Below are 23,625 nucleotides of genomic sequence, written 5' to 3'. Positions count from 1 at the left end.
GAGGTTCGCGTCACGACTGTCCCGACGGGCGTCTCGCGTATCAGTGGTCTCGGGCGTCCCCGACACCGGAACGAGATCCGCGGAGCGCGCCGAGCCGGGAACACCGCGCGCCGGGAACAGGTCTGGTCGCCTCGGCTCACGCGAGGCGAGATGTCCATGCCGACCGGCACGGGTCGAGAGCGGTGTGGCCCGCCGTCGAATCGTCCACAGCCGCGGACCGGTGATCTCAGGAAGCGGGACACGGTGGCCCTGTGTGCCGGACGCCGACCGACCGCTGGTCGCGGGCCGATGACACACCTCTGCTGCCCCGGTTCACGAAGGTACGCCCCGCGCAGGCGGGGTGAGCGGATCGTCGGCCTGCTCGCCGCCGCGCTCGACGTCGTACGCCCGCACAAGCGGGGTGAGTCTCAGCGCGGCGATGAGTCCCGCCGCCGCTGCGCATGCCCCACGCGGGCCGCGGGCAGGCCGCCGCAGGACGTGTTCGCCGCAGCCGACGTCTCCTGATCCGCCTCGTCGTCCGGAAAGCGGTGCCACACCCGACGCCGAGCCGAAGGCGAACGAGCGGCTGCTCGCGGGTGCGGAAGCCGCTCGCGGGCGGGGAAATCCTGTTGCACGGCGGCACCGGATCGGACCATCCTCGAGGATGTGCGAGTCCGCGGGCGTCGATCGGCCCGCTCGCCGATCAGCGATCGCGCCTGCGGCGGCTCGCGGGCATCGGAAGGGGCATCGTGTCTGACCCGACATGGTGATGCCGACAACCGGTCGACCTCCCGGCCTCGGCGCCGTCGAGGTCTCAGGGCCCCGGGCCCCGGTGCGGCACCGCCCCGTGAACTCGGCTGATCATCGCGTGGAGCGGGCATCACGCAGGCGACCGGGAGACTCGCGGGATCGCGCCCTGCCCGCCCGCACTGTCGACAGGGTCACCCGATCGGGAACTCCGCACCCGGCTTCGTCCGTTCCCCTCAGGCCGGCGCGACGCGCGGCGACCGCCCCGTCCCGCCCGCAGGCGGGCCGTCCGACCGGTCGGGATCGACGCCGCCACCGGTTTGACCTCCAGCAATGTTCAGGTATCAGGATGAGAGCATGACTGCGCCCACCACACGGCGATCCACCACACGGCAGTCCACCACACGGCAGCCCACCACGGGGCTTCCCACCGCTCCGCGGGCAGGCAGGCCGACGCCTCGGTCCCTCGGCGATGTCACCCGACGGTTCCGGTCGTGAGCCGCCACACCGCCGACTCCGCCAGGTCTCGACCGACGGGTGGTATGCCGGAGGCGGGTCTGTGCCCCGGCCCGGATCCAGACCTCGGCCCGGGCCTGTCGCCCCTCGGCGTCCCCGTGCTCGGCGATCTTCGCCACTCCCCTTCCCTCGAGAGCGGAGATCTTCGATGACCAGGAACGACTCGGCGACCAGGAACGGCTCGGCCACCAGGAGCGACTCGGCCACCACCGAAGCGGAACCCGAAGCCCGCCGGGGGACCCCGGGCTCGCTGCGCAGGCTGCTGCGCGTACATCTGCGTCCGCACCGCCGCTCGGCGGGGCTGGTGGTGCTCTTCCAGCTCGGGCAGATGCTGGCGATGCTCTACCTGCCCGCGCTCAACGCCGACATCATCGACAACGGCGTCATCCGAGGGGACACCGCCTACATCCTGCGCAGCGGCGCGGTGATGCTCGGCGTGACGCTCCTGCAGATCGCCTGCGCCGCGGCCGGGGTGTTCTTCGCCGCCCGCACCGCGATGGCCGTCGGCCGCGACATCCGCGCCGCCGTCTTCGATCGCGTCCAGGAGTTCTCGGTCCGCGAGGTCGGCCGCTTCGGGGCGCCCTCGCTGATCACTCGCACCACGAACGACGTCGAACAGGTGCAGATGCTGGTGCTCATGGGGTTCGTCCTCATGGTGCCCGCCCCGATCATGGGCATCGGCGGCACGCTGATGGCGCTGAACCAGGACGTGCCGCTGTCCGGCCTGCTGCTGTTCATCCTGCCCGCCCTGGTCATCGTGCTGCTGCTGATCGTGAGCCGGATGAGCCCGCTGGCCCGTCGGATGCAGGAGCGCATCGACGAGGTCAACCGGGTGGCCCGCGAGCAGATCACCGGCATCCGCGTGATCCGCGCCTTCGTCCGGGACGAGCACGAACGCGAGCGGTTCGCGGTCGCCAACGGCGAGCTGATGCACGTCTCGCTGCGTTTCGGGCGCCTGATGGCGCTGATGATGCCCGCGGTGATGTTGATCGTCGAGTTCTCCAGTGTCGCCGCCATGTGGTTCGGCAGCCACCGCATCTCCGACGGATCGATGCAGTTCGGCGCGCTGATCGCCTTTCTCAGCTACCTCATGCAGATCCTCATGGCGGTCATGATGGCGACCTTCGCGTTCATGATGACGCCCAGGGCCCGGGTCTGCGCCGAGCGAGTACAGGAGGTCCTGGACACCGCCACCAGCGTCACCCTCCCGTCGAATCCGACGGCCCCGGACGGCGGCCGCGGTCAGCTGGAGCTGCGCGACGTCGACTTCGGCTATCCCGGCGCCGAGGAGCCGGTGGTGCGCGGCGTGAACCTGATCGCCCGGCCCGGCCAGACCACCGCCGTCATCGGCTCCACCGGCAGCGGGAAGACGACGCTGCTCAATCTGATCCCCCGGCTGGCCGACCCCACGGGCGGCGCCGTGGTGATCAACGGCGTCGACGTCCGTGAGCTGGATCGGGCGACGCTGCCGGGCATCGTGGGACTCGTGCCGCAGAAGCCGTACCTGTTCTCCGGCACCGTCGCCACGAACCTGCGCTACGGCAGACCCGACGCCACCGACGCCGACCTGTGGCACGCGCTGGAGGTGGCGCAGGCCGCCGAGTTCGTCGCGGCGCTGCCCGAGGGCCTGGACGCGCCGATCGGACAGGGCGGCAGCAACGTCTCCGGCGGACAGCGGCAGCGACTCGCCATCGCCAGGGTCCTGGTGGCCCGCCCGGAGATCTATCTGTTCGACGACTCGTTCTCCGCGCTGGACTATGCCACCGACGCGGCGCTGCGGGCCGCGCTGGCTCGGGAGATCAAGGACGCCACGCTCGTCATCGTCGCTCAGCGGGTCTCGACCATCCGTGACGCCGATCGCATCGTCGTGCTGGACGAGGGCCGGGTCGTCGGCACCGGCACGCACACCGAGCTGATGGCGGGCAATCAGACCTATCGGGAGATCGTGCTCTCCCAGCTCACCGAGCAGGAGGCGTCATGAGTACGGCCGCCGTGAACAGGGACTCGCCGTCGAGCAAGAAGCCGATGGACTTCGCGGGCTCGGCCCGCAGGCTGGTCGCCTCGATGCGCCCCGACCTGCTGTTGATCATCATCATCCTGGCGCTGGCCGCCGCGGGTGTCGCGCTGTCGGTGGTGGTCCCCGCTCTCCTCGGCCGAGTGACCGACCTGGTCGTCGTCGGCCTCGGCGGCTCCGGGGTCGACTTCGCCGCGATCGCCCGTGTGCTGCTGCTGGCCGTCGTGATCGTCGTGGCCTCGGCGGGCTTCACCCTCGTCCGAGGACGGCTGACCGCCCGGATCGCGTTGTCCACGGCGTTCCGGCTGCGGGAGCAGGCGGCCACGAAGATCACTCGGCTGCCGCTGGGCTACTTCGACCAGCAGCCGCGCGGTGAGGTGCTCTCCCGGATCACCAACGACGTCGACAACATCTCCCAGACGCTCCAACAGGCGCTCAACCGCATCGTCACCTCGGTGCTCACGCTGATCGGCGTGCTGGTGATGATGTTCTGGATCTCGCCGCTGCTCACCCTGGTGGCGCTGCTCAGCGTGCCGCTCTCGATCGTGGTCACCCTGGCGATCGGCCGACGCGCCCAGCCGCAGTTCGTCCGGCAGTGGACCGCCACGGGAAAGCTGAACGGCCACATCGAGGAGATGTACACCGGTCACGCCCTGGTCCAGGCCTTCGGCAGGCAGCGGGAGGCGGCGGACACCTTCCAGGAGCACAACCGGGAGCTCTTCGCCTCCAGCTTTCGCGCGCAGTTCGTCTCCGGCGTCATCGAGCCCGCGCTGCGTTTCATCGGCAACCTCGGCTACGTGCTGGTCGCGGTGATCGGCGGACTGCGGATCATCTCCGGCTCGATGACCATCGGCGACGTCCAGGCGTTCATCCAGTACTCCCAGCAGTTCAACCAGCCGATCAGCCAGATCGCGTCGATGGCGAACCTGTTGCAGTCCGGCGTCGCCTCCGCCGAGCGGGTCTTCGCGCTGCTCGACGCCGAGGAGCAGGACCCCGACCCCGCGACGCGGCCGGAGCGGACTCGGGTCACCGGTCGGGTGGCGTTCGAGGGCGTCTCCTTCCGGTACGAGCCCGACAAGCCGCTGATCGAAGATCTGTCGCTGACCGTCGATCCCGGTCAGACCGTGGCGATCGTGGGCCCCACCGGCGCGGGCAAGACGACGCTGGTGAACCTCCTGATGCGCTTCTACGAGACCACCGGCGGCCGGATCACCGTCGACGGCGTGGACGTCGCGACGATGTCGCGGGCCGAGCTGCGCAGGCCGATCGGCATGGTCCTGCAGGACACCTGGCTGGTGGGCGGCACGATCGCCGAGAACATCGCCTACGGGGTCGACGGCGCGACGCGAGAGAAGATCGTCGAGGCGGCGATGGCCACCCACGTCGACCGGTTCGTCCGCACCCTGCCCGAGGGCTACGACACGGTGATGGATCACGAGGGCGATGGAGTCAGCGCGGGCGAGAAGCAGCTCATCACGATCGCGCGGGCGTTCCTCACCGAACCGGTGATCCTCATTCTCGACGAGGCGACCAGTTCGGTGGACACCCGGACCGAGGTGCTCATCCAGCACGCCATGGCCTCATTGCGGGAGGGGCGGACGAGCTTCGTCATCGCTCACCGGCTGTCGACCATCCGGGACGCCGACGTGATCCTGGTGATGGAGTCCGGCCGGATCGTCGAGCAGGGTGATCACGAGACGCTGCTGGCCGCGGGGGGCGCCTACTCCCGGCTGTACGCGGCCCAGTTCACCGAGCCGGCCGTGGAGACCGCGTGAGCCGATCGGCGTCTCGACTGGCCGATCCGGCGACGGCGGCCGAGCATCCGAGGCATGGTTGACGATCGGGGTGCGGCGGCGCGGGGCGAGACGGGACGGACGGCGGTCGACGGGGTGGACCGGGAGCAGCGGACGGCATGGCGGCGGCTCGCCGTGCTGCCCGGCCCGATCGCTCCCGGACTCGCCGCCGCCGTCCTCGGCGCCGACGTCGACGACGCGCGGCGGCTGCTCGACGCGCTCGCGGACCGGGCGCTGGTCGACCGTGCCGAGGACGGGCGCTACGACCTCGGCGAGGCACAGCGGTCCAGGGCCGCGGAGGCGGCGGAGATCGAGAAGGCGGAGGAGAGGCTGCTGGCGCGGCGGGCGACCGACTGGTTCGTGCACTCGGCCGTCAACGCCAATCGGGCGGTCACCCATGCGAGCGACCACACCCTCGTTCCCGCCGCGCCGGTCGACGGCGTGACGCCGGAGGTCTTCGCCTCCACCGAGGCGGGGCGCGCCTGGTGCGAGACGTGGTCGCCGGATCTGGTGTCGTGGGTCCGCTTCGCCTCGGCGGCAGGCCTGGACCGGCGGGCGTGGGAACTGCCCGTCGCGTGGTGGGACTACCTCTTCCTGGCCAAGCCCTGGGTGATCTGGCGGACCGCGGCCAAGGCGGCCCTGCGTACGGCACGCGCGGCGGAGGATCTGGTGGGGCAGGGCTGGATGCTGCACGCGCTGGGCGTCATCGCCATCGAGGAGACCGACTGGGACCGCGCCGCCGACTACCTCGACGAGGCCTTGCGGATCCGCGCCGAGGCGGGCCATGACCGAGAACTCGGCTGGACGCTGGCCGCCGTGTCGCGCGCGGCGCTGGATCGCAACACCATCGAGGGCGCGCCGCTGGACGCCCGGCTGGTGCTCGATCGGCTCGACGAGGCGGAGCGGGCGTTCACCACGTCCGACTGCGTCGACGGCCTGTCCCACGTGTGGTCCTATCGGGCGCAGGTGCTGCATCACCTCGGCAGGGAGGACGAGGCGGTGACCGCCCAGCTGCACGCCGCGGAGTTGGCCGACCAGGTCGACGCCCCCGTGCTCTCCGCGTTCACGCTGTCCAGGATGGCGGAGATGCGTCTCGCCCTCGGGGACTTCGACGACGCGGTGACGATGGCCGATGCCGCGGCCCACCTGGCGCAGCGGATCGGCTGGCTGTGGTGCGTGGTCAACGCCCGCACCACCGAGGGCACCGCCCACGTGGCCTCGGGCCGGACCGCCGAGGCGCGTCGATCCTGGGAGGCGGCGCTGACCGTGGCCCTACGGCTGAGCGACGTGCGTGCCGAGGCGCTGGAACGGCGACTCGCCGAGCTGGGCTAGCCGAGGCCCTGGACCGCTGCTGCCGGGTCGAGCGTGTGGAGGAGTCGTCGACACACCCGTCGGCTGTCCGGCGGACGGACACCCGACGGACCGCTGCCTCCTGCGGACGCCACCGTCTTTCACTCGAACGGGTGAAACTGGCGGTTGCCGGTACGAACGACGACGGATGCGTGCTCTTTTCTCCTGACGAGCTCGGGCGAGCCCGCCCGAGGCCGACGATCCGCGCCCTCGACGAGCCCTGCCGGGGCGGCGGGCCGACCACGTCCGGTGAACCGATCGACGACCGTGAAGAGAAGACGTCTCGTGGCCATCATCATGATCAGCCCACCGCCGCCGACGGACGCCGTGCCGCGCCGAACGCGATTCCCCGCGGTGTCCGCCCACGCGGTGTCCGCCCACGCGGCGGCCGGCGAGCGCGGAGCCTTCTCGGAGGACGAGCCGTCGCGGCCGCCGACGGGATCGCCGCAGTCGACGTGCGCGGCCGCGGCGACGGCGAGCCGTCCCCGCGCACTCACAGCCGACGCGGTGTGGTGGGCCCGCGGCCCCGCACGCGGGTCGCGGCGACGAGGTCGTTTCCGGGACGGCAGCGGCGGATCGGGCGACGACGGACCGCTCCGCGGGGACACCGACTCCGACGGCCTGGATCGAACGAGAGCGGGAGTCCGAGGCGACGCGCACCGTGCCGCGTCGGATGCGGCGTGGCACGGGGGCGCCCCGTGGTGATCCGGTCGTTCCCGGTGCTCGACCACCGCGACGTCTACCTGCACCGACTGTTGGACAGCCGGTGCGCGCATTACCGCGCGCTGGGACTGCCCGCCGTCGTCGACCACACGACACGCCGGATACTGCTGCCGCTCGGCACGGGAATCGACGCGGTGACCGTGCCCGCCGATCTGGTCTCGACGGCGCTGCACCTGCTGTCCCACCAGCGTTGCACGCCTCCTGCGGTGGCCCTGCCGGGCGGACGATGGACGACGATCCTGACTCACCCGTGTCCGGCGGCCCGCCCGGCTCTGCCCGACGGCCTCGAACAGGCAGGAGTGCGGCTGACCCCGCGCGGTTCGGCGTCGGTGCTGCCCGCCCTGTCGGCGGGGCCCGCCGACTGGTCCTGGGTCGTGGAGCCCCGCGAAGGAGGATCGCTGCCGCGCTGGTCGACGACGATGCGCGCACTGACCAGGGCCGTCGAGGGGCGCGTCCTCTGATCGTCCTCGGCAGAGGAGATCCCGTCTCGCCGAGTCATGCCCGGCCGCCGAGGAGAAGGCGGCGTCCGCCGTGTGCGCGGGCCCGACGAGATCTCGACGCGGGCGCCCGCCCACCGCGCCCGAGGACGACGGCTCAGTCCTCCGGACGTCCCCGGTCGGCGGCCGCGTCGCGGTCCAGCTCGCCGGTGATCCACCTGGCGACCTCGTCGGCCGTGTCGGAGACGGGGACGCCGGTGGTGTCCAGCAGACGAACCGGCGGCGACATCGACGCCGCGGTGGCCACCAGCCAGTCGGTGAACTCGAGCGTCTCGGTGATCCTCGGCTCCGACCACTGGCGCCAGGCCGGGCGAGCCCGCAGTCGCTCGGCGAGTGTCGCGCGGTCGGTGACCAGGCCCAGGTAACGGATCTCGCTGAACAGTGCGCGTTCCGGGAGCCGTTCCAACTCGATCGGCACCACGGTCCCGCAGAGCACGGCGGGGCGGCCGCTCTGATGGATCATCGCGGCGAGCCGCAGCCAGGTGGACCGGAAGAGTCGGTGATCGTCGGCCGGGTCCCGAAGGCCTGCCACCCACAGGACGTCCTGTTCCAACACGACGGCCCGATCCTGGACTCGTTCGGCCAGCAGCCTGGCGACCGTCGACTTCCCGGTGCCGCTCGGTCCGATGAGAGCGAAGAGCGGACGACGGGCGAAGCGCCGCTCTCGACCGCAGGAGGTGCAGGTGAGCACCGGCTGGGCGCGCGCGACGACGGGGTGGTCGGTGCGATCGCCGCAGCCGGGGCAGACGAGCAGATTCATCGTCGCGACTAGTCGAACAGGCCTCGCAGGAACCCGCCTGGTCCGCGGTCACGCCGGTGGCCGTACGGCCGGGGCGAATCCTCGTAGTGGCCGCCGTGGCCGCCTCGGTAAGGACCGGGCGAGTCGGGACGGTGGCCCTGGTACGGCCGGGGGGAGTCCGAGTGGCCACCGTGAAAGCGTTGGCCGCCGTCGGGCTGGAAGGGAGGCGGCGAGCCGTAGTAGCTCTGCTCCGCGTTGGTCATCTGCTCCAGTTCGCCTCTGTCGAGGAAGATTCCGCGACAGCCTTCGCACTGTTCCAGATGGACGCCGTTGCGCTCGTAGGTGCGCATCAGGTTCTGGCACTTAGGACAAACCACCATGCAAGCATACGCATGCGGCGATGCTCGTCGATCTTTCTACGAAGAACGTCTTCGCAGCTCACAGGCATTTCACGCCGTACTCACGGGAACCTCACGCGGCGACGAGACATCACGAGCCCGCTGTCCGATCTCCCCGCGTCACCCCGCCGAATCGGCGCGGCGGCGCACCGTCCACCTCTCGATCCCACCACCGCGACCCCGCCACCGCGGCCGCCACGACTCGAAGAGGTCGACGCCGATCGACGCGCGAGGGCACCCGCGCTCCGCCGCCCATCGCCGAACGGGCACGGCGACACGCCGCCGTGCGATCGACCGATATGCCCGACACCGTCGCCCCACCCCTGCGAACACGGGGTGACGACCCTTGACAGCGCGTCACCATGCTGCTTTTCTGTAATCGGCATCACAGTGCATCCGGTCAGTGTCGAGAATCGAGACACCGACCCTGCGGCGCGGACCGCGCACAGCACCACGAGTACCCCGGCGACCTCGAATCGCACTTCGATCTCGCCGAGAAGCCACGCCCGGAATCACCGCATTCCTCCCACCACGCGAAGCCGACCGACAGGTCACTCTCGCCGGACCACCGTCGTCGCCGTCCGAGCATTCGCCGACGACGGCCGAGGGACCGGGGCGACCCGACGGCCGGAACCCCGACCCGCTGCCGGAACGAGGCCCCGAATCATGAGGAAATGGCAGGAAGAAGGCTACCCCGCCCGCTTGCAGGACGATCTCGGCGACGGCGTCGTCCAATGCAGACTCAGCCCGAGGAACTGTCGAATAAGGCCAGGTCAGCACGGTTTCTGCATGGTTCGGGCCAACCGGGACGGCACGCTGGTGAGCCTCAACTACGGCCGGTCCGTGCACGCCACGGAGGAGACGATCGAGACCGAGGCGGTGTTCCATTTCGAACCGGGCGCCCGCATCCTGTCCATGGGCAACATCGGCTGCATGCTGAACTGCGACTACTGCCACAACTGGAAGACGTCGCAGGCCCGATTCGTCGCCGATTCCGACGTCTTCTACTACACACCGGCAGAAGTCGTCGACATCGCCGTCCGCCACGGAATCAAGGTGATCTCCTGGACGTACAACGATCCGGTCGTCTGGCATGAGTTCGTCACGGAGACGGCGGCGCTGGCTCGCCAGAAAGGGATCGTGAACCTCTACAAATCGGCGTTCTTCATCTCCGAGAAAGCCGTCGAGGAACTGATTCCGGTGATCGACATCTTCTCCGTGTCCATCAAGTCGATGGACGCCAAGTACTACCGGAAGATCACCAAGGGCTGGATCGAACCGGTGCTCGCGGCGACCGAACAGGTGTACCGGTCGGGCAGGCATCTGGAGGTCTCCACCCTGATGGTCACCGACCTCAGCGATGGCGAGGACACCGCACGAGACATGGCTCGCTTCGTCGGGGAACGGCTCGGACCGGAGGTGCCGACGCACTTCGTGCGCTTCCACCCCGACTACAAGATGACGAACACCATCCGCACGCCCGTGGATCGATTGGAACGGGCCCGGCAGGTCGCGCTCGACATGGGCCTGGAGCACGTCTACCTCGGCAACGTGTACGACACCGAGGCCGCCAACACCTGGTGCCGCGCCTGCGGCGCCCTCCAGATCACCCGCTACGGACTCAACGCCCGGCTCCTGGGCCTGACCCCGGAGGGAGCCTGCGCCCGCTGCGGCACGGACGCGCGCATCCGGCGGATTCCCGGCCCGGCGCCCGCCCGACCTGTCGTCGCCGACCTGCCGACGAGCGAACCGCACGACGTCGCGGGCTTCGACTGGGAGGGCGACGTCCGCGCCGTCCACATCCGGGTGCGCAACGATGCCGAGACGCCCCGGAGCGTCTACCACCGGCGGCGGCGCTCCGGCGGGGCACCCGCCGAGTGGGTCCGGATCGACCTGCGCGCCGGCGAGAGCTACCGGTTCATCGCCGCGCAGTCCCTGTCCGACGAGATCGGCGTCGTGGTCGCCGTCCCGCCCGGCTGCGTCTCCAGCCTGCATCAAGTCTTCGACCGGGCGCACTTCCCCACCACGGAGGCCGAGGCGGGCACGGTGAACGCCGACGTCACTCCGCTGCCGCTGTACGTCCGTCCCACCAGGTGAAGGCGAGGAGAGCCGTGCCGAACGACGCCCAGTCCACGAGACTCCAGACCGAAATGCCGTCGCTCGACCGAGACGTGGTCACCGTGCCCGCCGCCACCGTGGAGGGCGCCGAGGCCTATCCGGGGCTGCTACGCCGCGTCCTGGCCTACAACGACCGCCTCATGCTCGTCGAGCACGTCATGGAGGAGGGCTCGGTGTTCCCCCGCCACAGCCATCCGCACGAACAGCTCGCCTATCTCGTCTCCGGCCGGGTCCGTGTCCAGGCAGGCGACGAGACCTTCGAGGCAGGTCCCGGCGACAGCTTCGTGGTGCGCGGCGGGGTCGAGCACCAGGTGTGGGCGTTGGAACGATCGGTCGCGCTCGACGTGTTCACCCCGCACCGCGAGGACTACGTCGAGTGGGCCGACGGCCGATGACCGCCACGGCAGGTCGGGACGCGGGGTCGGCGGCACGGCACGAGTCGGATGCCGTCGGCCCCGCGCCGCTGGCGATGGTGGTCGGACCGACCCGGCTGGCACCGTCGGTGCTGCGTCGCCTGGCCGACCAGCCGCCGCCGATCACCGACCGTCGATTCCTCGCCGAGTTCCGGGAGGCGTTGGAACTGCTCAGACCCGTGCTCGGCACCACGGCGGCCGAGACGTTCCTCGTGCCGGGCTCGGGGACGGCGGGCATGGAGAGCCTCGCGGCGAGCCTGCTCGACCCGGCGCGGCCCGTCCTGGTGCTCTCCACAGGGATGTGGGGAGAACGCTGGCACGAGTTGTGCACCGGCCTGGGGCTGCCGAGTCGGGTGCTGCGGGCCGCCCCGGGACACGGGCTCGATCTCGACGAGGTGGCCGCCTGCCTGCGGGACCGGCCGTACCAGGCGGTCCTGCTGACCCATGTGGACTCCAGCAGCGGCGTCCGCGCGGACGTCGCCACCGTGACCGCGCTCGCCCACCGACACGGCGCGCTCAGCCTGGTCGACGGCATCGCCGCCGCGGGCGCCGAGGAGGTCCGGCAGGACGACTGGGACGTCGACGCCTATCTCACCTCCCCGCCCAAGGCGCTGAGCGGACCCGGGGGGCTGTTCCTCGTCGCGCTGCGGGCGGCGGCCGTGGACGTCCTGACGGATCGGGGCTGGACGCCGCGCGGGTACAGCCTTGATCTGGGCCGTTGGCTTCCCGTGACGCGCACGCTGGCGGCGGGCGACTTCGCCTACTTCCAGACGCCGCCGGGCGCTCTGGTGAGCGCGCTCGCGGAGAGTCTGCGGCTGATCGTCGCCGAGGGTCCGGAGCGGATTCGGCGACACGAGACGTTGGCTGTTCGGTTGCGGACGGGTCTCGCGGCGGCGGACCTGCGGCTGTTCACCGCGGACGCGGCCGATCGGGCCCACGGCGTCACCGTGCTGCGCACCCCGGCGGGCGTCGACGCCGCGCGGCTGGTGGCCGCGGTCGAACGCCACGGCGTCGTGCTTCAAGCGGGCACCTATCCGACGGCGGCGCGGCGCACCGTACGTATCGGCCATCTCGGTAATCACACGGCGGCCGACGTCGATCGGACACTGGCCGCGTTGACAGCGGCGCTGGCCGAGACGGCGAGAGCCGAGGCCTGACGCGCCCGCGCGTTCGGCGGGCGGGGGCTCGCCCCGACCCGCCGCGGGACGAGAAGCGAGGCTTCGGCTTCGCCGGGCCAGCCCCGGTCGGAGGTGGTCGCCGATGGAGGCCGGTCGGGTGCGCTCCGGCGGAGACGGCGGCCCGCCCACGCCCCGAGGAGCGGACCGGCGCCCGGCGCCTGCCGGTCTGCCGACTCTGACGACCTGCCGCCTCCCGGTCGGTGCGAGCCGAGCGCTCCGCCGACGCCGCGCCACCGACTGCCCCAGCACCACGACTCCCCGAGTCCCCGAGTCGCGCGGCCCGAGCCGCGCGGCGCCGCGCCGAGCCACGCGCCGCGCCGACACGGGCCTGCCGCCGGAGCGCACGGCCACCGCCGTGCCACTCGCTCACGCCAGGATGCGCCAGGCCAGCACCACGGCGAACAACAGCAGTCCGACGGCGGCGACCACGTCGATCGTCCGTCGCAGGCGGGGCCCCAGAAAGCGGCCCAGCCCGGCCACCAGCAACGAGAGCAGCGCGAACCAACAGAAGGTGCCGACGCCGACGCCCACCAGCAGGATCGGTGAGCTGCCCGTGTCGTCGGAGCCCGCGGCTGAGACGGCGGCGAACACCGCCGCCCACGACAGGATGGTCAACGGGTTGGCCGCGGTGGCGGCGAGCCCGGTCAGGAACGCGGGCCGCACGCCGGACACTCCGCCGGTCGCCGTCTCCTCCGGTGTGTCGCGCAGCGCCGAGCGCAGGGCCCGCAGGCCGAGGAACACCAGGACGGCGACGCCGAGGGCGCCGAAGACGACGCGCACGCCATCGATCTGGAGGATCGTCGCGACCCCGGCGACGCCCAGCGCCGCATACGCCACGTCCACCAGCGCCGCACCCAGTCCGAGTGCGAGCCCGATCGCCACCCCGCCGTGCAGCACGCCGCGCACGCACAGCAGCCAGATCGGGCCCACCTGCGCCGCCACCAGCATCCCGAAGCCGAAGCCGCTCGCCAACGCCGCCATCATCCGTCCGTCCCCCTGCTCTACCCCGATCGACGGAACATCGCCGCCGAAAGTGGAGTATCGAGGCCCGAATTCGTCGATCGCAGGTCGAACCCGGCGATCTCCGCGACCATGGCCGTATGGACGAGATCAACAGGGCGATTCTCCGTGAGGTGCAGCGAGATCCTCGGATCTCCTACAGCAGCCTCGGCGCCGCCGTGGGCCTGAGCGCCAACGCGGCGGGGGAGCGACTGCGCAGACTCACCGCCCGAGGGGTCGTCCGACTGAAGGTCCTCGTCGATCCCGCCGCCACCGGCCAGGAGGTTCTTCAGGTCCTCATCGATCTCCGGCTGCGTCCCGAGCAGGACAACGCCCGGTTCGAGGCGACGGTGGCGTCCTTCGCCGACATCGTGGAGGTCCACCACGTGACGGGCGAGTTCGACTACGTGGTGCGGGCCGAGCCGCCGGACGTCGCGGCCCTGGACAGGCTGCTGCGGGACCTCAAGGAACGGGCGGGCGTGGCCGCCACCTCGACGCGGCTGATCCTCCGGCCGATGTCCGTCGTGCCCGGCCAGCGCGGCCGCGGCTCCGACCGCGCCGACACCCGGCGCCGAACCGGAAGCTGAGTCCGGCCGGCGCCGATCCGCATGCAGGCGCGGTCGTGCGCGTCGGCTGCCTCCCCTCCCGACGAGCCCGTTCGACGGCGTTCGACTCCGGATCGTCGAATCGATTCGACGACGGGGAAGGTTTCGATTCAGCCCGATCCGCGTCTGGTGGTGGCCGATGTCCGCGGTCAGGACTAGCCTGACGATCCACAGCGAGCTATCTTCACCCATTCGAGTCGCGTGAAGGTCGACCGGGGGCGAAAACCGGCGGCATACTGTCGGCCACGGCAGGATGATCGACTTCGATGGCACGACATGCTATTCCTCCGTTGGGGAGCGGAGACGACTGCCGGCGAGAATTCGCCGCTTCCGCCACGACCGCCGAGTCGTGGCGATTCGGGGACAGGGGGTCAACTGTGACGACCAGCGATCGAAATCGGTCCGCCGGGCGACCGAGCAGCACCATGCCTGCGTTCGAAGGCGCGCCGCAGGTGCTCAAACTTCTGCGCAAGCTGGTCACCCGGCCGCTGTTCGGCGAGGTTCCCGCCGATCAGGACGGCCGACGCGGAATTCCGATGCTGTGTCTGGCACGAGGCGAGGATCAGGCCGAGCTTCTCACCGCGCTCGCCGACCAGCTCAAGAACGCCACGCCACGCCGGGTCCCCCATGCCCGCCACTCCTTCACCGCCGAAGTCGATGAATCCGTAGACCAGACCGAACTCATTCTCACGGCACTGCGTGACCTGGCCGTGCAGCTGTCCACTGGCGCCAACACCAAGTATGGAAGGATGCGGTTCAGTCGCTTTCATCTGGTCGACTGGCTGCTCCGACAGGAATTCCCCGAGCCCGACGACATCGACCTCCGGGCCCGGCTCTCGCTGCGCTCTCGACGGCGCGACCGGCTCAGCCGCGCGGGCGAGCCCATCGCCGAGGTCTTCGATTCCCGCTGGGGCGTGCTGTTGCGCACCGTCGGCGCACTCCGATTCGCGATTCGGTTACGCGGTCGCGTTCCCGGCATCGGCAACGAATACCGCTGGCTGCTCCGTCAGCCGTATCTGGCACCGCAGGACCCGGGCACGTTCGTCGGGTTCGCCGAACGACTGACGAGAAATCTCAACCGCGACGAGGATCAGGGACAGCTCCAGCGACTGATCGTCAACGCCTTCCTGGAGGACGTCCGCGCCGCCCATCGCCCCTTCCCCCGCTTCATCCGGGCATTCCGCCGCACGACCTACACCGTGCTGCTGCTGGACGGGATCACCCCGGCCAACGGAGGCAACCGGCTGTTACGGCTGATCAACGACGTCCGCAACGACACCGGTGCCTTCGACCCGCTCGTGGTGGTCAGCGGAGGCACGGTGATCCCGCCGGACCCGGCCGAGCTGGGTGCCGCGAGCGTCGACACGGAGAACCGGGTGGTCGAGACCCGGCCCGCCGTCGAGGCGGAGGACGCCTACGAGAACTGGCTGGCTCTCTTCGCTCAGGGCAGCAGGCGCAGGGACCACACCGCCTGGTACCTGCCGCTGGAGGTTCCGCCCCCGCCCGCCGAGCCGCAGCCCCACCGCAGGCAGCTCGACGCGGTCAGGCGGTTCTCCTTCCGTGCTCCACCGTGGTGGGCGCGCAGGCGATACACCCGCACCGGGGCGGTCCTGCTCGCCGCCGCAGCGGCGGCGGGTGCGGGCTACCTGTCCGTGGAATCGGTACAGACCCATCGGGCGTGCGGGATCCTGCCGTGGGAGCCGGATGCACGCACCATCACCTTGACAGCAGGGGAATGCGTCGGGGTGAGCACGAACTCGTACATCTTTTTGCGCAACGGCGGCGAGCAGGTACGCGAGATCGAGCAGAAGATCAAGGATCTCAATCGCGGAGTGGACCAGGCGCAAGAGAACGGGACCACTCGTCCGGTGGTCACCGTCGTCTATCCGGTCGCATTGGAGACCCGAGCGCGCGGTGCGGCGGACACCGCGCAGGACGACGAGAGTCTCAAACTGGACTCGGCTCATGAGGGTCTGATGGGCATCGCCAGCGCACAGCACAGACTGTTGCACGACCCCTCCTCATCGCGGCCGCTGATCCGGGTGCTGGTCGCCAACGCCGGATCGCGGATGCAGGAAGGGCAGGCCATCGCGGACCATGTAGGACGGCTGGCCGCCGAGGACGACTCGCTCGTCGGAGTGGTGGGCCTGGCTCAGAGCCGCAAGGCCACCGAACAGACGATCGTGGCATTCGCTGAGAAGGGGCTGCCGATCGTCGCCGCCACTCTCTCCGCCGAGGAGATGCCCAAGGCCTCCCCGTTGTATTGGCAGGTCTCCCCGGACAACACTCGCGAGGCCGAGGTGGCCGCCGCGTTCGCCGCGAACGAACTCGCCGGAGAGACCGTCCCCGACGACGCACGGATCAGCAGAGAGGTTCGCATCATCTCGCCCGCCGACCACAAGGATCTCTACGCCCTCGATCTGACCAAGAAGATCGCGACCGCGTTCCGGGCACGGGGCTTCGAGGTCGAGGGCGATGCGCAGGAAGGCGGCAATCCCTTCCAGTACCTGCCGGACGGGAACCCGAGCGACGCCCCGGGGGATACTCCCGCTCCGGCTGAGCTCGGTCGCGCATCCTGCGGTTACGACGGACTCGTCTTCTTCGCGGGACGGCCTCTCGACTTCGGCGAGTTCCGCCGAGGCGTCGACATGGGGTGTCCGCAGGCACCGCCGACGATCCTGGCCGGAGACGACATCTCCCGGCATGCCGCCGACGAGGAGGAGCGGACCCGATTCTCTCGAGTGCCGTTCCATTATCTGTCTTTCGCGGTAGGGTCGTTGTCCTGCACCGATTCGGATCCGACGGAGTCGGATTCCACGCCGAGCGATCTCTACCGAACGATGGTGGATCTGTTCCCGCAGGTCTGCCAGAGCACGACCGACCCGTCGATGGACGGTCACGCCGCCCTTGCCTACGATGCCCTCAATCTCCTCTCGCGGGCGGTCGACGACCTTCGCTCCGGTGACCCCAAGCTGCCGATCGAGCCGGGAATGGTGCAGAACGCGCTGAGCCGCGTCCACTCGCAGGGCGCCTATTACGGCGAGACCGGCCGCATCGACTTCAGCAGCGATGTCAACAGCCAGGTGCCTGCGGACAAGTTCGTCGCGGTGCTGCTGGCCGACGGTTCCGATGCGCCGATACTGCTGGGCTCGTGTGAGGGCACCGGCGATACTCGTGACGACGAGAACGACCAGAGCACGGCCGACGTCTCCGCCGAGTGGTGTTAGGACGGACGAATCGGCGAATCGCAGTCGGCCGGTCGGCGATCTGGGCGGCGGACGGATCGGAGTCGTGCTGCGAACCCGATCCCCGTCGCCCAAGCCGCGACCTGGGCCGATTCGGCGGAGGTCGTAAGCCGGCCGCACCGTCGAGCCGACGCCGCTTCACGGTAGACGTCGGCCGTCACCGAGACTGCGGCTGTCGCCGAGGCCCGTCACCGCCGATGTCCGGATTCGACCTGCCGAGTCCCGCACGCCTTCGCCATGGACGGCAGCGTGGTCCTGGCTCGGCAGCCGGCTATGCGATCCATGGCCCGGCGACGACATTCCGACGGAATCGGTGCCGCGGTGGCGGCGTCACTTCGACCGCATGGGCTGGGACCCCTGCGGCTCGATTCGCTACGACCCGGCAGACACCCTCTCGGCGGTCCGCGGCCCGCCCGCGATATCTCCAGTCGTGCCGGAGGCGGGCGCCCGCTGTCGACTATTCGGGACGTCGTCGAGGCGAGAGGCGGCGGCGGGACCGTCGGCAAGCCCGCTGCCTGCGGCTCGACCGCAACCCGGGCCTACCCGGTTCGGCAGGTTACCGGCCGGATCGCCGACGCGACAAGACCGGACGAACAATACCGAGAATGATGCAACTGTTTCACCGGAATTTCGCGTCGATCCATTCCGTCGGATCGTCTCCTGTGGTCAGATCAGCTGACTCGTACCATCGGCGGCCGATCGGCCGCCGCTCCAGTACCTGGAGGACAGCGTATGACGTTCACGAGACGATTAGGCGCCTTGACGACGGCCTTCGCCATCTCCCTGCTCGGCCTGGTGGTCGGCCAGGGAACGGCGCTGGCCGCCCCGAACTACCAGGTGCCGTTCGAATGCAATGAGACGGTCAACGCCAATACGCGCGCGAATCACAGCCCCGCACAGGGTGTCGACTTCCAGCGTTCGGACATCAACAACCTTCCCGTCGTCGCCTCCGCCGCGGGACGGGTCTCCCGTGTGGAGAACACCGGCAGCACCAGTTACGGCCGATGGATCGAGATCGACCACGGCTCCGGCTTCACGACCCGCTATGCGCACCTGTCGCGGCAGACCGTCACGGTCGGCACGCAGGTCCGGCTGGGGCAGCGGATCGGGAACGTCGGATCGACCGGCGGCTCCACCGGGCCGCATCTGCACTACGAGCAGCGTTCTGGGGGTTCGCCCGTGCGAGCCACGCTGAACGGAGTCGCGGTCCCCTACTACGGCAACACGAGCTTCACCAGTGCGAACAGCTGCCCCGACGGCGGGAATCCCTACTCCCCCGGTCAGGTCTGCGGCAGCGGATACAACGTCATCAATCAGCGGGCGCTGGGCAACGCGGGCACCGTGTACCTGACCTACAACTCCGGTAATCGACACAACTGCGTCGTGACGATCAAGTCCGCCTCGGTGGGCGCCCCTACGGCCACCTCGGCGTTCCTCGAGGTGCAGGGGCAGACCAGGGTCACCGACTCCGGTTCCTTCTCCTACTACGCCGGTCCGGTGCGCAGGGCGGCGGGAGCCACCTGCGTGAAGTGGGGCGGATCGGCGGGCGGCCAGTCCTACACCAGTCCGTTCGAACACTGCGGCTGATCGGCCGGCTCGTCGACCGACGCCTGCGCCTCGGCGGCCTCGGGTCGTCGGGGCGCCGGGGCGCGGAGCCGGGCACGGCAGGCCTCGTTCCCACGCGGAGCGGAGCCTGTCGGCCGTCCGGGCCTCGGGGGCCGCAGGCAGGGGCGCGCGTGGCGCGGCGGGCCGCCGCCGTCGCCGGGGCGCACTACGGTGGTCTGGTGAACATCGATGAGGTCGCCGAGCCGATCGGCGTGATCACCGCCGAGACCGCGGCCTTCGCGCTCGACCGGTTCGCCGATCGCAACGCGCGGGTTCCCGGATCGTCCGTCGTGCACGCCATGCGACCTGCCCGGTTCCTGGGCCGCAGCGTCCCCGGCCTCGGCTGCGGCACCGCCGTGGGCGGCTGGGACTGGTCGCGCCTGCTGCCCACCGCCGAACCGATCACCTGTTCCCGCTGTCGCCGCGATCCCGCCACCCGCGAGGACGAGGACCGACTCGACCACGCCGCCCAGCTCGCGCTCGACCTCGACCCCACGGATTGACGACTCCGCCGGCTCGCGACCGTGCCCCCGGCGGTCGGCGGAACGTGGTTCTGGAGCCCTGAGCCCTGAGCCCTGAGCCCTGAGCCCTGAGCCCTGAGCCCTGAGCCCTGAAGCGAGCGTCCTTCGCGAACTCGACGAGCCGATCCGCCACGCCGGCGTGTCGACGTCCTCGTTCTCGGGCACCGCGCGGGCCTGCCTCGCGCGCCCGGGACGGGCGGCACGTCGACGCGGTTCGGCTCGGTCCTGCCGATCACGATTCACCAGCGGATGCGGGACGGCCGATGTGCGATGGATTTTGATTGACACTGAAGCAATAGTCACTTCGATTGACGCGGCGAGCGGGCGACGCGTGTCCGATCACCGTCGCACCGGGAACGGCCCCCGCTCGCGCGTACGGCGACCGACCGCCGGGCCGCCCCTCGGCATCCCTCGGATCCGCCCGACCCCGCGGGCGGTCCGTTCACTCGGCCCCGTCCGCCCCGGTGCACGGGACGCCTGCTCGATCACACCCACTCCTCCGACATGACGTCCGCCCGACCCGATGCACCGCACGCGGACGGCCGAGCCGATCGACACCGTCCGCCACAGGCACGCCGAGGCGATCGAGCCCGCGCGCCCGACGGCGCCGAAGCGGAGCCGACGACGCCGGCGAGGCTCCCCGGGTCGGTGTCACCCGAACGGCGGGTTCGCCGCGAGCCGGGCGCCGCAGTGGGAAGAACCGGAGACCGGCAGCCGGGAGCAGGCCCTCGCCGCCGGGACACACGTCGTAGTGAACCTCGTTCCCGGACGAGATCAGAACGACGCTCAACCTCACCAGGGTGCCAGGCGTCTGACGGACAGGCGTCGCCGTGACCGGAATGTCAGACTCCATACACTCCTGGTTCATGATCGACTTAGCTATGGAGGTCTCGTGTTCCGCTGGCTGACACCGACAGCGCCGTGGGCGACCGACGTCGGGACCGTCCCGCACGTCTCGGCCGGGAGCGCCGCCACGGTGGAGGTCGACGGCATCCCGACGTGGAGTGCGACCTGGTACCGGGACCTCGTCGACTTCGCCCACGGCACCCCCGGCTGGGTGCACTGGTTAGCAGAGGTCGGCACCGAGGCGCTGCCGATCCTGCTGGTCGTGGTGCTGGCGGTGAACTGGTGGCGTTCGCGAGGGCTGGACGCCGCGACGACGGCCCAGGCGTTCCTGGCCCCGTTCGCCACGGCGACGTCGTATCTCATCAGCAACGGCGCCAAGTCGATCATCCGGCAGGACCGGCCGTGCCAGGCGATCGAGGTACTCCCGATCTCTCCGTGTCCGGCGATGGGCGACTGGTCCTTCCCCAGCAATCACACCACCTTCGCCGCCGCCGCCGCGGTCGGGCTGGCACTCGCGTGGCGTCGCACGATGGTGTGGGCGCTGGTCGCGGCCGTCCTCACCGCCTTCTCTCGCGTCTTCGTCGGCGCGCACTATCCGCACGACGTCGCCGTCGGGCTGCTGCTCGGCACGGCGGTGGCGGCGGTGATCCTGCTCGCCGGGACGCGGCCGACGACCAGACTGGTGGAATGGGCGGAGGGGGTGCCCGCCCTGCGCTGGGCCGTCGCCGAGGGCCCGCTGATCCCGAGCGGTCGGGACACCGACTCCGACGAGCTCGAGCCCGCCGCCCCGGCGCGCCGCGCCGCCGTGGTGACCTCGCCCGCCGACTCGGCCACCGTGCGACTGCCCGTCCCGGCCCGAAGCCCGGAGACGGCCGGGCCCGACGGATCAGGCGTGGCGGCCGGGGCACGACCCCGGCCGTCCGCCGCGGGGACCGAGGCCGCGACGGCCGTGCACCCGAGATCCCGCCCGACGGCGGGCGGCGAGACGCAGGCGAGCGTCGCGCAGGCCACGGCGGTCCACGGCGCGCCGCCGCATCGCCGGGGCGGCGGCGACCAGGCCACGATCCGTGCCGCCGCGCCCCGGGTGCGACCCGCCGCCGGCGCCGACCAGCGGCCCGGCACGGGGTCCGAACAGGCCACCGTTCGCGCCGCCGCGCGACCCGAGGGCGGGTGGCGGCCGACCGGTGACGGCACTCCCGTCGGGATCAGGCCGCATGAAGGCAGGCCCGGCGGAACACGGCCGGACGCGGCAGGCCCGGCCGCCGACGGGCAGGCCGCGACCGAACGGCTGCCCGCCCCCGCGCGGCCGGGCCCGCTCACGGCCGCGACGTCGAACCGGCCCATGCCCACCGGGGCGCCCCCGAGGCGACCCGTCGCGCGACCGCCGTCCACTCCGACACACCCCACGCGACGGGGACCCGACGGCAGACCGACACCTCGCCCGGAAACGAACCAGGAGAACGAGGGCGGCGGCCACACCGCTCCGCCGCGCCGACCACACTGAGCCGCTCCGTCCTGCCCTGCCGGGCTCGGTCGGGCAGGGCAGGCGGCCGGACTCGCGTGCCTCGTCGACGTCCCGGCACCGGCTTCGGCGCCGTCCGTCGCCACCTCCGGCCGAAGCACCTCGGTCGTGCTCGGCGGAACACGTCGCGCACGGCGGACGTCACCCGGCCGCACCGTTCGCATGCGGGCGCTCGGCGACCCCTCGGGCGCGTCGCCGAACCCCGCCGCGAACCGGTGGGGCCCTACGTCACAGGGTGCGGCCGGTCCCGGTCAGGATCAGCATCACCTGGAGCTGGATGCTCGCCGCGTAGTACCGCTGCGGGTCGACGTCGGTGGCGAGGATCTTCGACCACAGGGCGTCCAGCCATGCCTGGCTGTCCGGGTTGCTCAGGGCGGCCACCGCGAAGGGTGCGAAGAACGCGGCGTCCGATCCGGTGCGGTAGCGGGTGCCGTCGAGCCGGTATCCGGTGCCGATCTGGTCGGGGTCGCCCCCGGTGGACCGCTGGATCCAGTCGTCGAGCCGCTGGGCGGCGGCCACCGAACGCGGGTCGCCGGAGTTCAGCGCGTCCAGGCCGATCCGCCACGGCGTGCGGCAGGCGTTCCAGCTGAAGTAGCCGTCGGTGTCGCTCTCGAGGAACTGTCCCTGCGCGGGCTTCGGGTCGGTGCCGGTGTCCTGCACGAAGTCGGGCAGCAGCCCGGTGTCGGGCGCGTAGTCGTCCTGCAGGGTCTCGATGAGATCCTGGTGGGCGAGGCGAATGGTGTCCCAGTCGGCGTCGCCGGTGGCCTCGCGGAACACCCGGAAGTGGTCGAGCATCCAGTCTGACGTGCGGCTTCCCCAGTAGAGCTGCGGCGTCCAGTCCGGATGCGCCCAGTCCCCCAGTTCCATCAGGTTGGTGACGGGGTGCACCTCGCTGCGCTTGATGGCGTTGATCCTGGTCACGGCCAGTCCGTGGTAGTCGACGGCGCCGTCGCTGCCCCACGCCGCGTCGGCCAGCAGCAGCCCGTAGGCGATGTCCATGTCGCCGTCGGTGGCGGAGTCCTGTCCGCCCGTGGTGGTGCAGGACAGGTCCTGCGCGCCCGCCATGAGATCGGGGTCCAGCGCCGAGGGGTGATCGAGGGCGTACCGCAGGATGCCGTCGAAGATCTCCTGGGCCTCCGGATCCACGTCTGCCATCTGGGCGGTGATCACCATTCCGTAGCCCTGGCCCTCGGCGACGTAGGGCTGATAGGCGTCGGGCGAGTACACCTGATACCACTCGTCCCGGCAGTCGTTCCGGACGAAGGCCGACTTCCACGCCTCATAGACCTCGGCGACCGCCGCCTGCTGGTCGGCGCGATCGGCGGACAGGGCGATCGCCGCTCCCGGCCGGGCGGGCGGCTCCGCCGCGAGCGACGACGACGCGGCCGTCGCGGGCTCGGCCGTCGCGGGCGACGGTGTGGAGTGGGCGATGCCCGTCGTCCCGGCCAGAATCAGCACGGCGGCCAGCGCCACCGGTACCGTCGTCTCTACTCGAACACCGCGTCTCACGCCGCACCTCGAAGTTCCTCGTCGGGCCCCCAGTGTCCGAATCAGACGGTGGCAGGCTGGTCACGAGCAGGTCAAGGCCGGGACGGGTGATTGGTGCGTCCGCCGCAGCCGGTGCCGTCGGGCGGTGGAGGCGGGCGGGCCGGTTCGGCCTGCGGGCCACTGCGCCCGCCGCCGCTCCCATCCCCCGGCCACGGCGGGCGTGGCGGGCGCGAGCCGACCGGTGACCGTCCGATCCGCGAGCCTGCTCACGGCGGCATGTCGCCGACAACACCGCTCACGGCGGTGGCAGCGGCCGCCACCGCCGTCGG

General features: G+C 71.0%; 16 protein-coding genes. 12 read left to right on the top strand and 4 right to left on the bottom strand.

Annotated features, from left to right (window positions below):
* Positions 1 to 1,390 precede the first annotated feature (1,390 nt).
* The 4 genes from AHOG_RS09735 to AHOG_RS09715 all read left to right on the top strand — a co-directional run bounded on the left by AHOG_RS09735 (position 1,391) and on the right by AHOG_RS09715 (position 7,583).
* Entirely contained in the window at positions 1,391 to 3,223 is a 1,833-nt protein-coding gene (locus AHOG_RS09735) for an ABC transporter ATP-binding protein (RefSeq protein WP_093941068.1), read from the top strand.
* Positions 3,220 to 5,031: an ABC transporter ATP-binding protein gene (locus tag AHOG_RS09730; RefSeq protein WP_093941067.1), complete on the top strand. Its 1,812-nt coding sequence runs from the start codon at positions 3,220 to 3,222 to the stop codon at positions 5,029 to 5,031. The genes AHOG_RS09735 and AHOG_RS09730 overlap by 4 nt, the downstream gene beginning before the upstream one ends.
* Before the next feature lie 54 nt (positions 5,032 to 5,085).
* Entirely contained in the window at positions 5,086 to 6,381 is a 1,296-nt protein-coding gene (locus tag AHOG_RS09725; protein ID WP_093941066.1) for a YfgM family protein, read from the top strand.
* A 698-nt stretch (positions 6,382 to 7,079) separates the two neighbouring features.
* Positions 7,080 to 7,583 carry a hypothetical protein gene (locus AHOG_RS09715; RefSeq protein WP_157736741.1) on the top strand — a complete coding sequence of 168 codons (504 nt, stop codon included), beginning with the start codon at positions 7,080 to 7,082 and terminating at the stop codon, positions 7,581 to 7,583.
* Positions 7,584 to 7,716: 133 nt separating this feature from the next.
* Here AHOG_RS09715 and AHOG_RS09710 read toward each other — a convergent pair whose 3' ends face one another.
* Both AHOG_RS09710 and AHOG_RS09705 read right to left on the bottom strand, forming a co-directional pair.
* The gene (locus tag AHOG_RS09710; RefSeq protein WP_093941063.1) at positions 7,717 to 8,379 is read right to left on the bottom strand and encodes a P-loop nucleotide/nucleoside kinase family protein; all 663 of its coding nucleotides are present in this window, start codon (positions 8,377 to 8,379) and stop codon (positions 7,717 to 7,719) included.
* Positions 8,380 to 8,387: 8 nt separating this feature from the next.
* Positions 8,388 to 8,738: a TFIIB-type zinc ribbon-containing protein gene (locus tag AHOG_RS09705; RefSeq protein WP_093941062.1), complete on the bottom strand. Its 351-nt coding sequence runs from the start codon at positions 8,736 to 8,738 to the stop codon at positions 8,388 to 8,390.
* Here AHOG_RS09705 and amrS point away from each other — a divergent pair.
* From amrS to AHOG_RS09690, 3 genes are read left to right on the top strand one after another with little or no spacing between them, the layout of a single operon-like run.
* Entirely contained in the window at positions 8,679 to 10,853 is a 2,175-nt protein-coding gene (gene amrS / locus AHOG_RS09700) for an AmmeMemoRadiSam system radical SAM enzyme (RefSeq protein WP_342746057.1), read from the top strand. The genes AHOG_RS09705 and amrS overlap by 60 nt on opposite strands.
* A gap of 14 nt (positions 10,854 to 10,867) precedes the next feature.
* Complete coding sequence (locus AHOG_RS09695) at positions 10,868 to 11,269, top strand: cupin domain-containing protein (protein ID WP_211290564.1); 402 nt, start codon at positions 10,868 to 10,870, stop codon at positions 11,267 to 11,269.
* Positions 11,266 to 12,444 (top strand): pyridoxal-phosphate-dependent aminotransferase family protein, encoded by a 1,179-nt coding sequence (locus AHOG_RS09690; protein WP_157736740.1) that lies wholly within the window; start codon positions 11,266 to 11,268, stop codon positions 12,442 to 12,444. Before AHOG_RS09695 ends, AHOG_RS09690 begins: the two co-directional genes overlap by 4 nt.
* Positions 12,445 to 12,831: 387 nt before the next feature.
* On the opposite strand, the gene AHOG_RS09685 is transcribed toward AHOG_RS09690, so the two are convergent.
* Positions 12,832 to 13,449 (bottom strand): LysE family transporter, encoded by a 618-nt coding sequence (locus AHOG_RS09685; RefSeq protein ID WP_093941058.1) that lies wholly within the window; start codon positions 13,447 to 13,449, stop codon positions 12,832 to 12,834.
* Positions 13,450 to 13,565: 116 nt separating this feature from the next.
* Here AHOG_RS09685 and AHOG_RS09680 point away from each other — a divergent pair, with 116 nt between their 5' ends.
* From AHOG_RS09680 to AHOG_RS29305, 5 genes are all read left to right on the top strand, one after another.
* Positions 13,566 to 14,051: an Lrp/AsnC family transcriptional regulator gene (locus AHOG_RS09680; RefSeq protein ID WP_093941057.1), complete on the top strand. Its 486-nt coding sequence runs from the start codon at positions 13,566 to 13,568 to the stop codon at positions 14,049 to 14,051.
* A gap of 443 nt (positions 14,052 to 14,494) precedes the next feature.
* Positions 14,495 to 17,296 carry a hypothetical protein gene (locus AHOG_RS09675; RefSeq protein ID WP_093941056.1) on the top strand — a complete coding sequence of 934 codons (2,802 nt, stop codon included), beginning with the start codon at positions 14,495 to 14,497 and terminating at the stop codon, positions 17,294 to 17,296.
* 750 nt (positions 17,297 to 18,046) lie between these two features.
* On the top strand, positions 18,047 to 18,901 hold the full coding sequence (locus tag AHOG_RS09670) for a M23 family metallopeptidase (RefSeq protein ID WP_093941055.1): 855 nt from the start codon (positions 18,047 to 18,049) through the stop codon (positions 18,899 to 18,901).
* Between the two features lie 197 nt (positions 18,902 to 19,098).
* Positions 19,099 to 19,422, top strand: a complete 324-nt coding sequence (locus AHOG_RS09665) for a hypothetical protein (RefSeq protein WP_157736739.1) — start codon at positions 19,099 to 19,101, stop codon at positions 19,420 to 19,422.
* 910 nt (positions 19,423 to 20,332) lie between these two features.
* Entirely contained in the window at positions 20,333 to 21,790 is a 1,458-nt protein-coding gene (locus AHOG_RS29305; protein ID WP_211290563.1) for a phosphatase PAP2 family protein, read from the top strand.
* 246 nt (positions 21,791 to 22,036) lie between these two features.
* On the opposite strand, the gene AHOG_RS09655 is transcribed toward AHOG_RS29305, so the two are convergent.
* Complete coding sequence (locus AHOG_RS09655) at positions 22,037 to 23,317, bottom strand: family 8 glycosyl hydrolase (protein ID WP_211290562.1); 1,281 nt, start codon at positions 23,315 to 23,317, stop codon at positions 22,037 to 22,039.
* Positions 23,318 to 23,625: the final 308 nt, after the last annotated feature.

It is taken from the genome of Actinoalloteichus hoggarensis (assembly GCF_002234535.1).
Lineage (GTDB): Bacteria > Actinomycetota > Actinomycetes > Mycobacteriales > Pseudonocardiaceae > Actinoalloteichus_A > Actinoalloteichus_A hoggarensis.
This window is presented reverse-complemented; position numbering and strand designations above follow the sequence as displayed.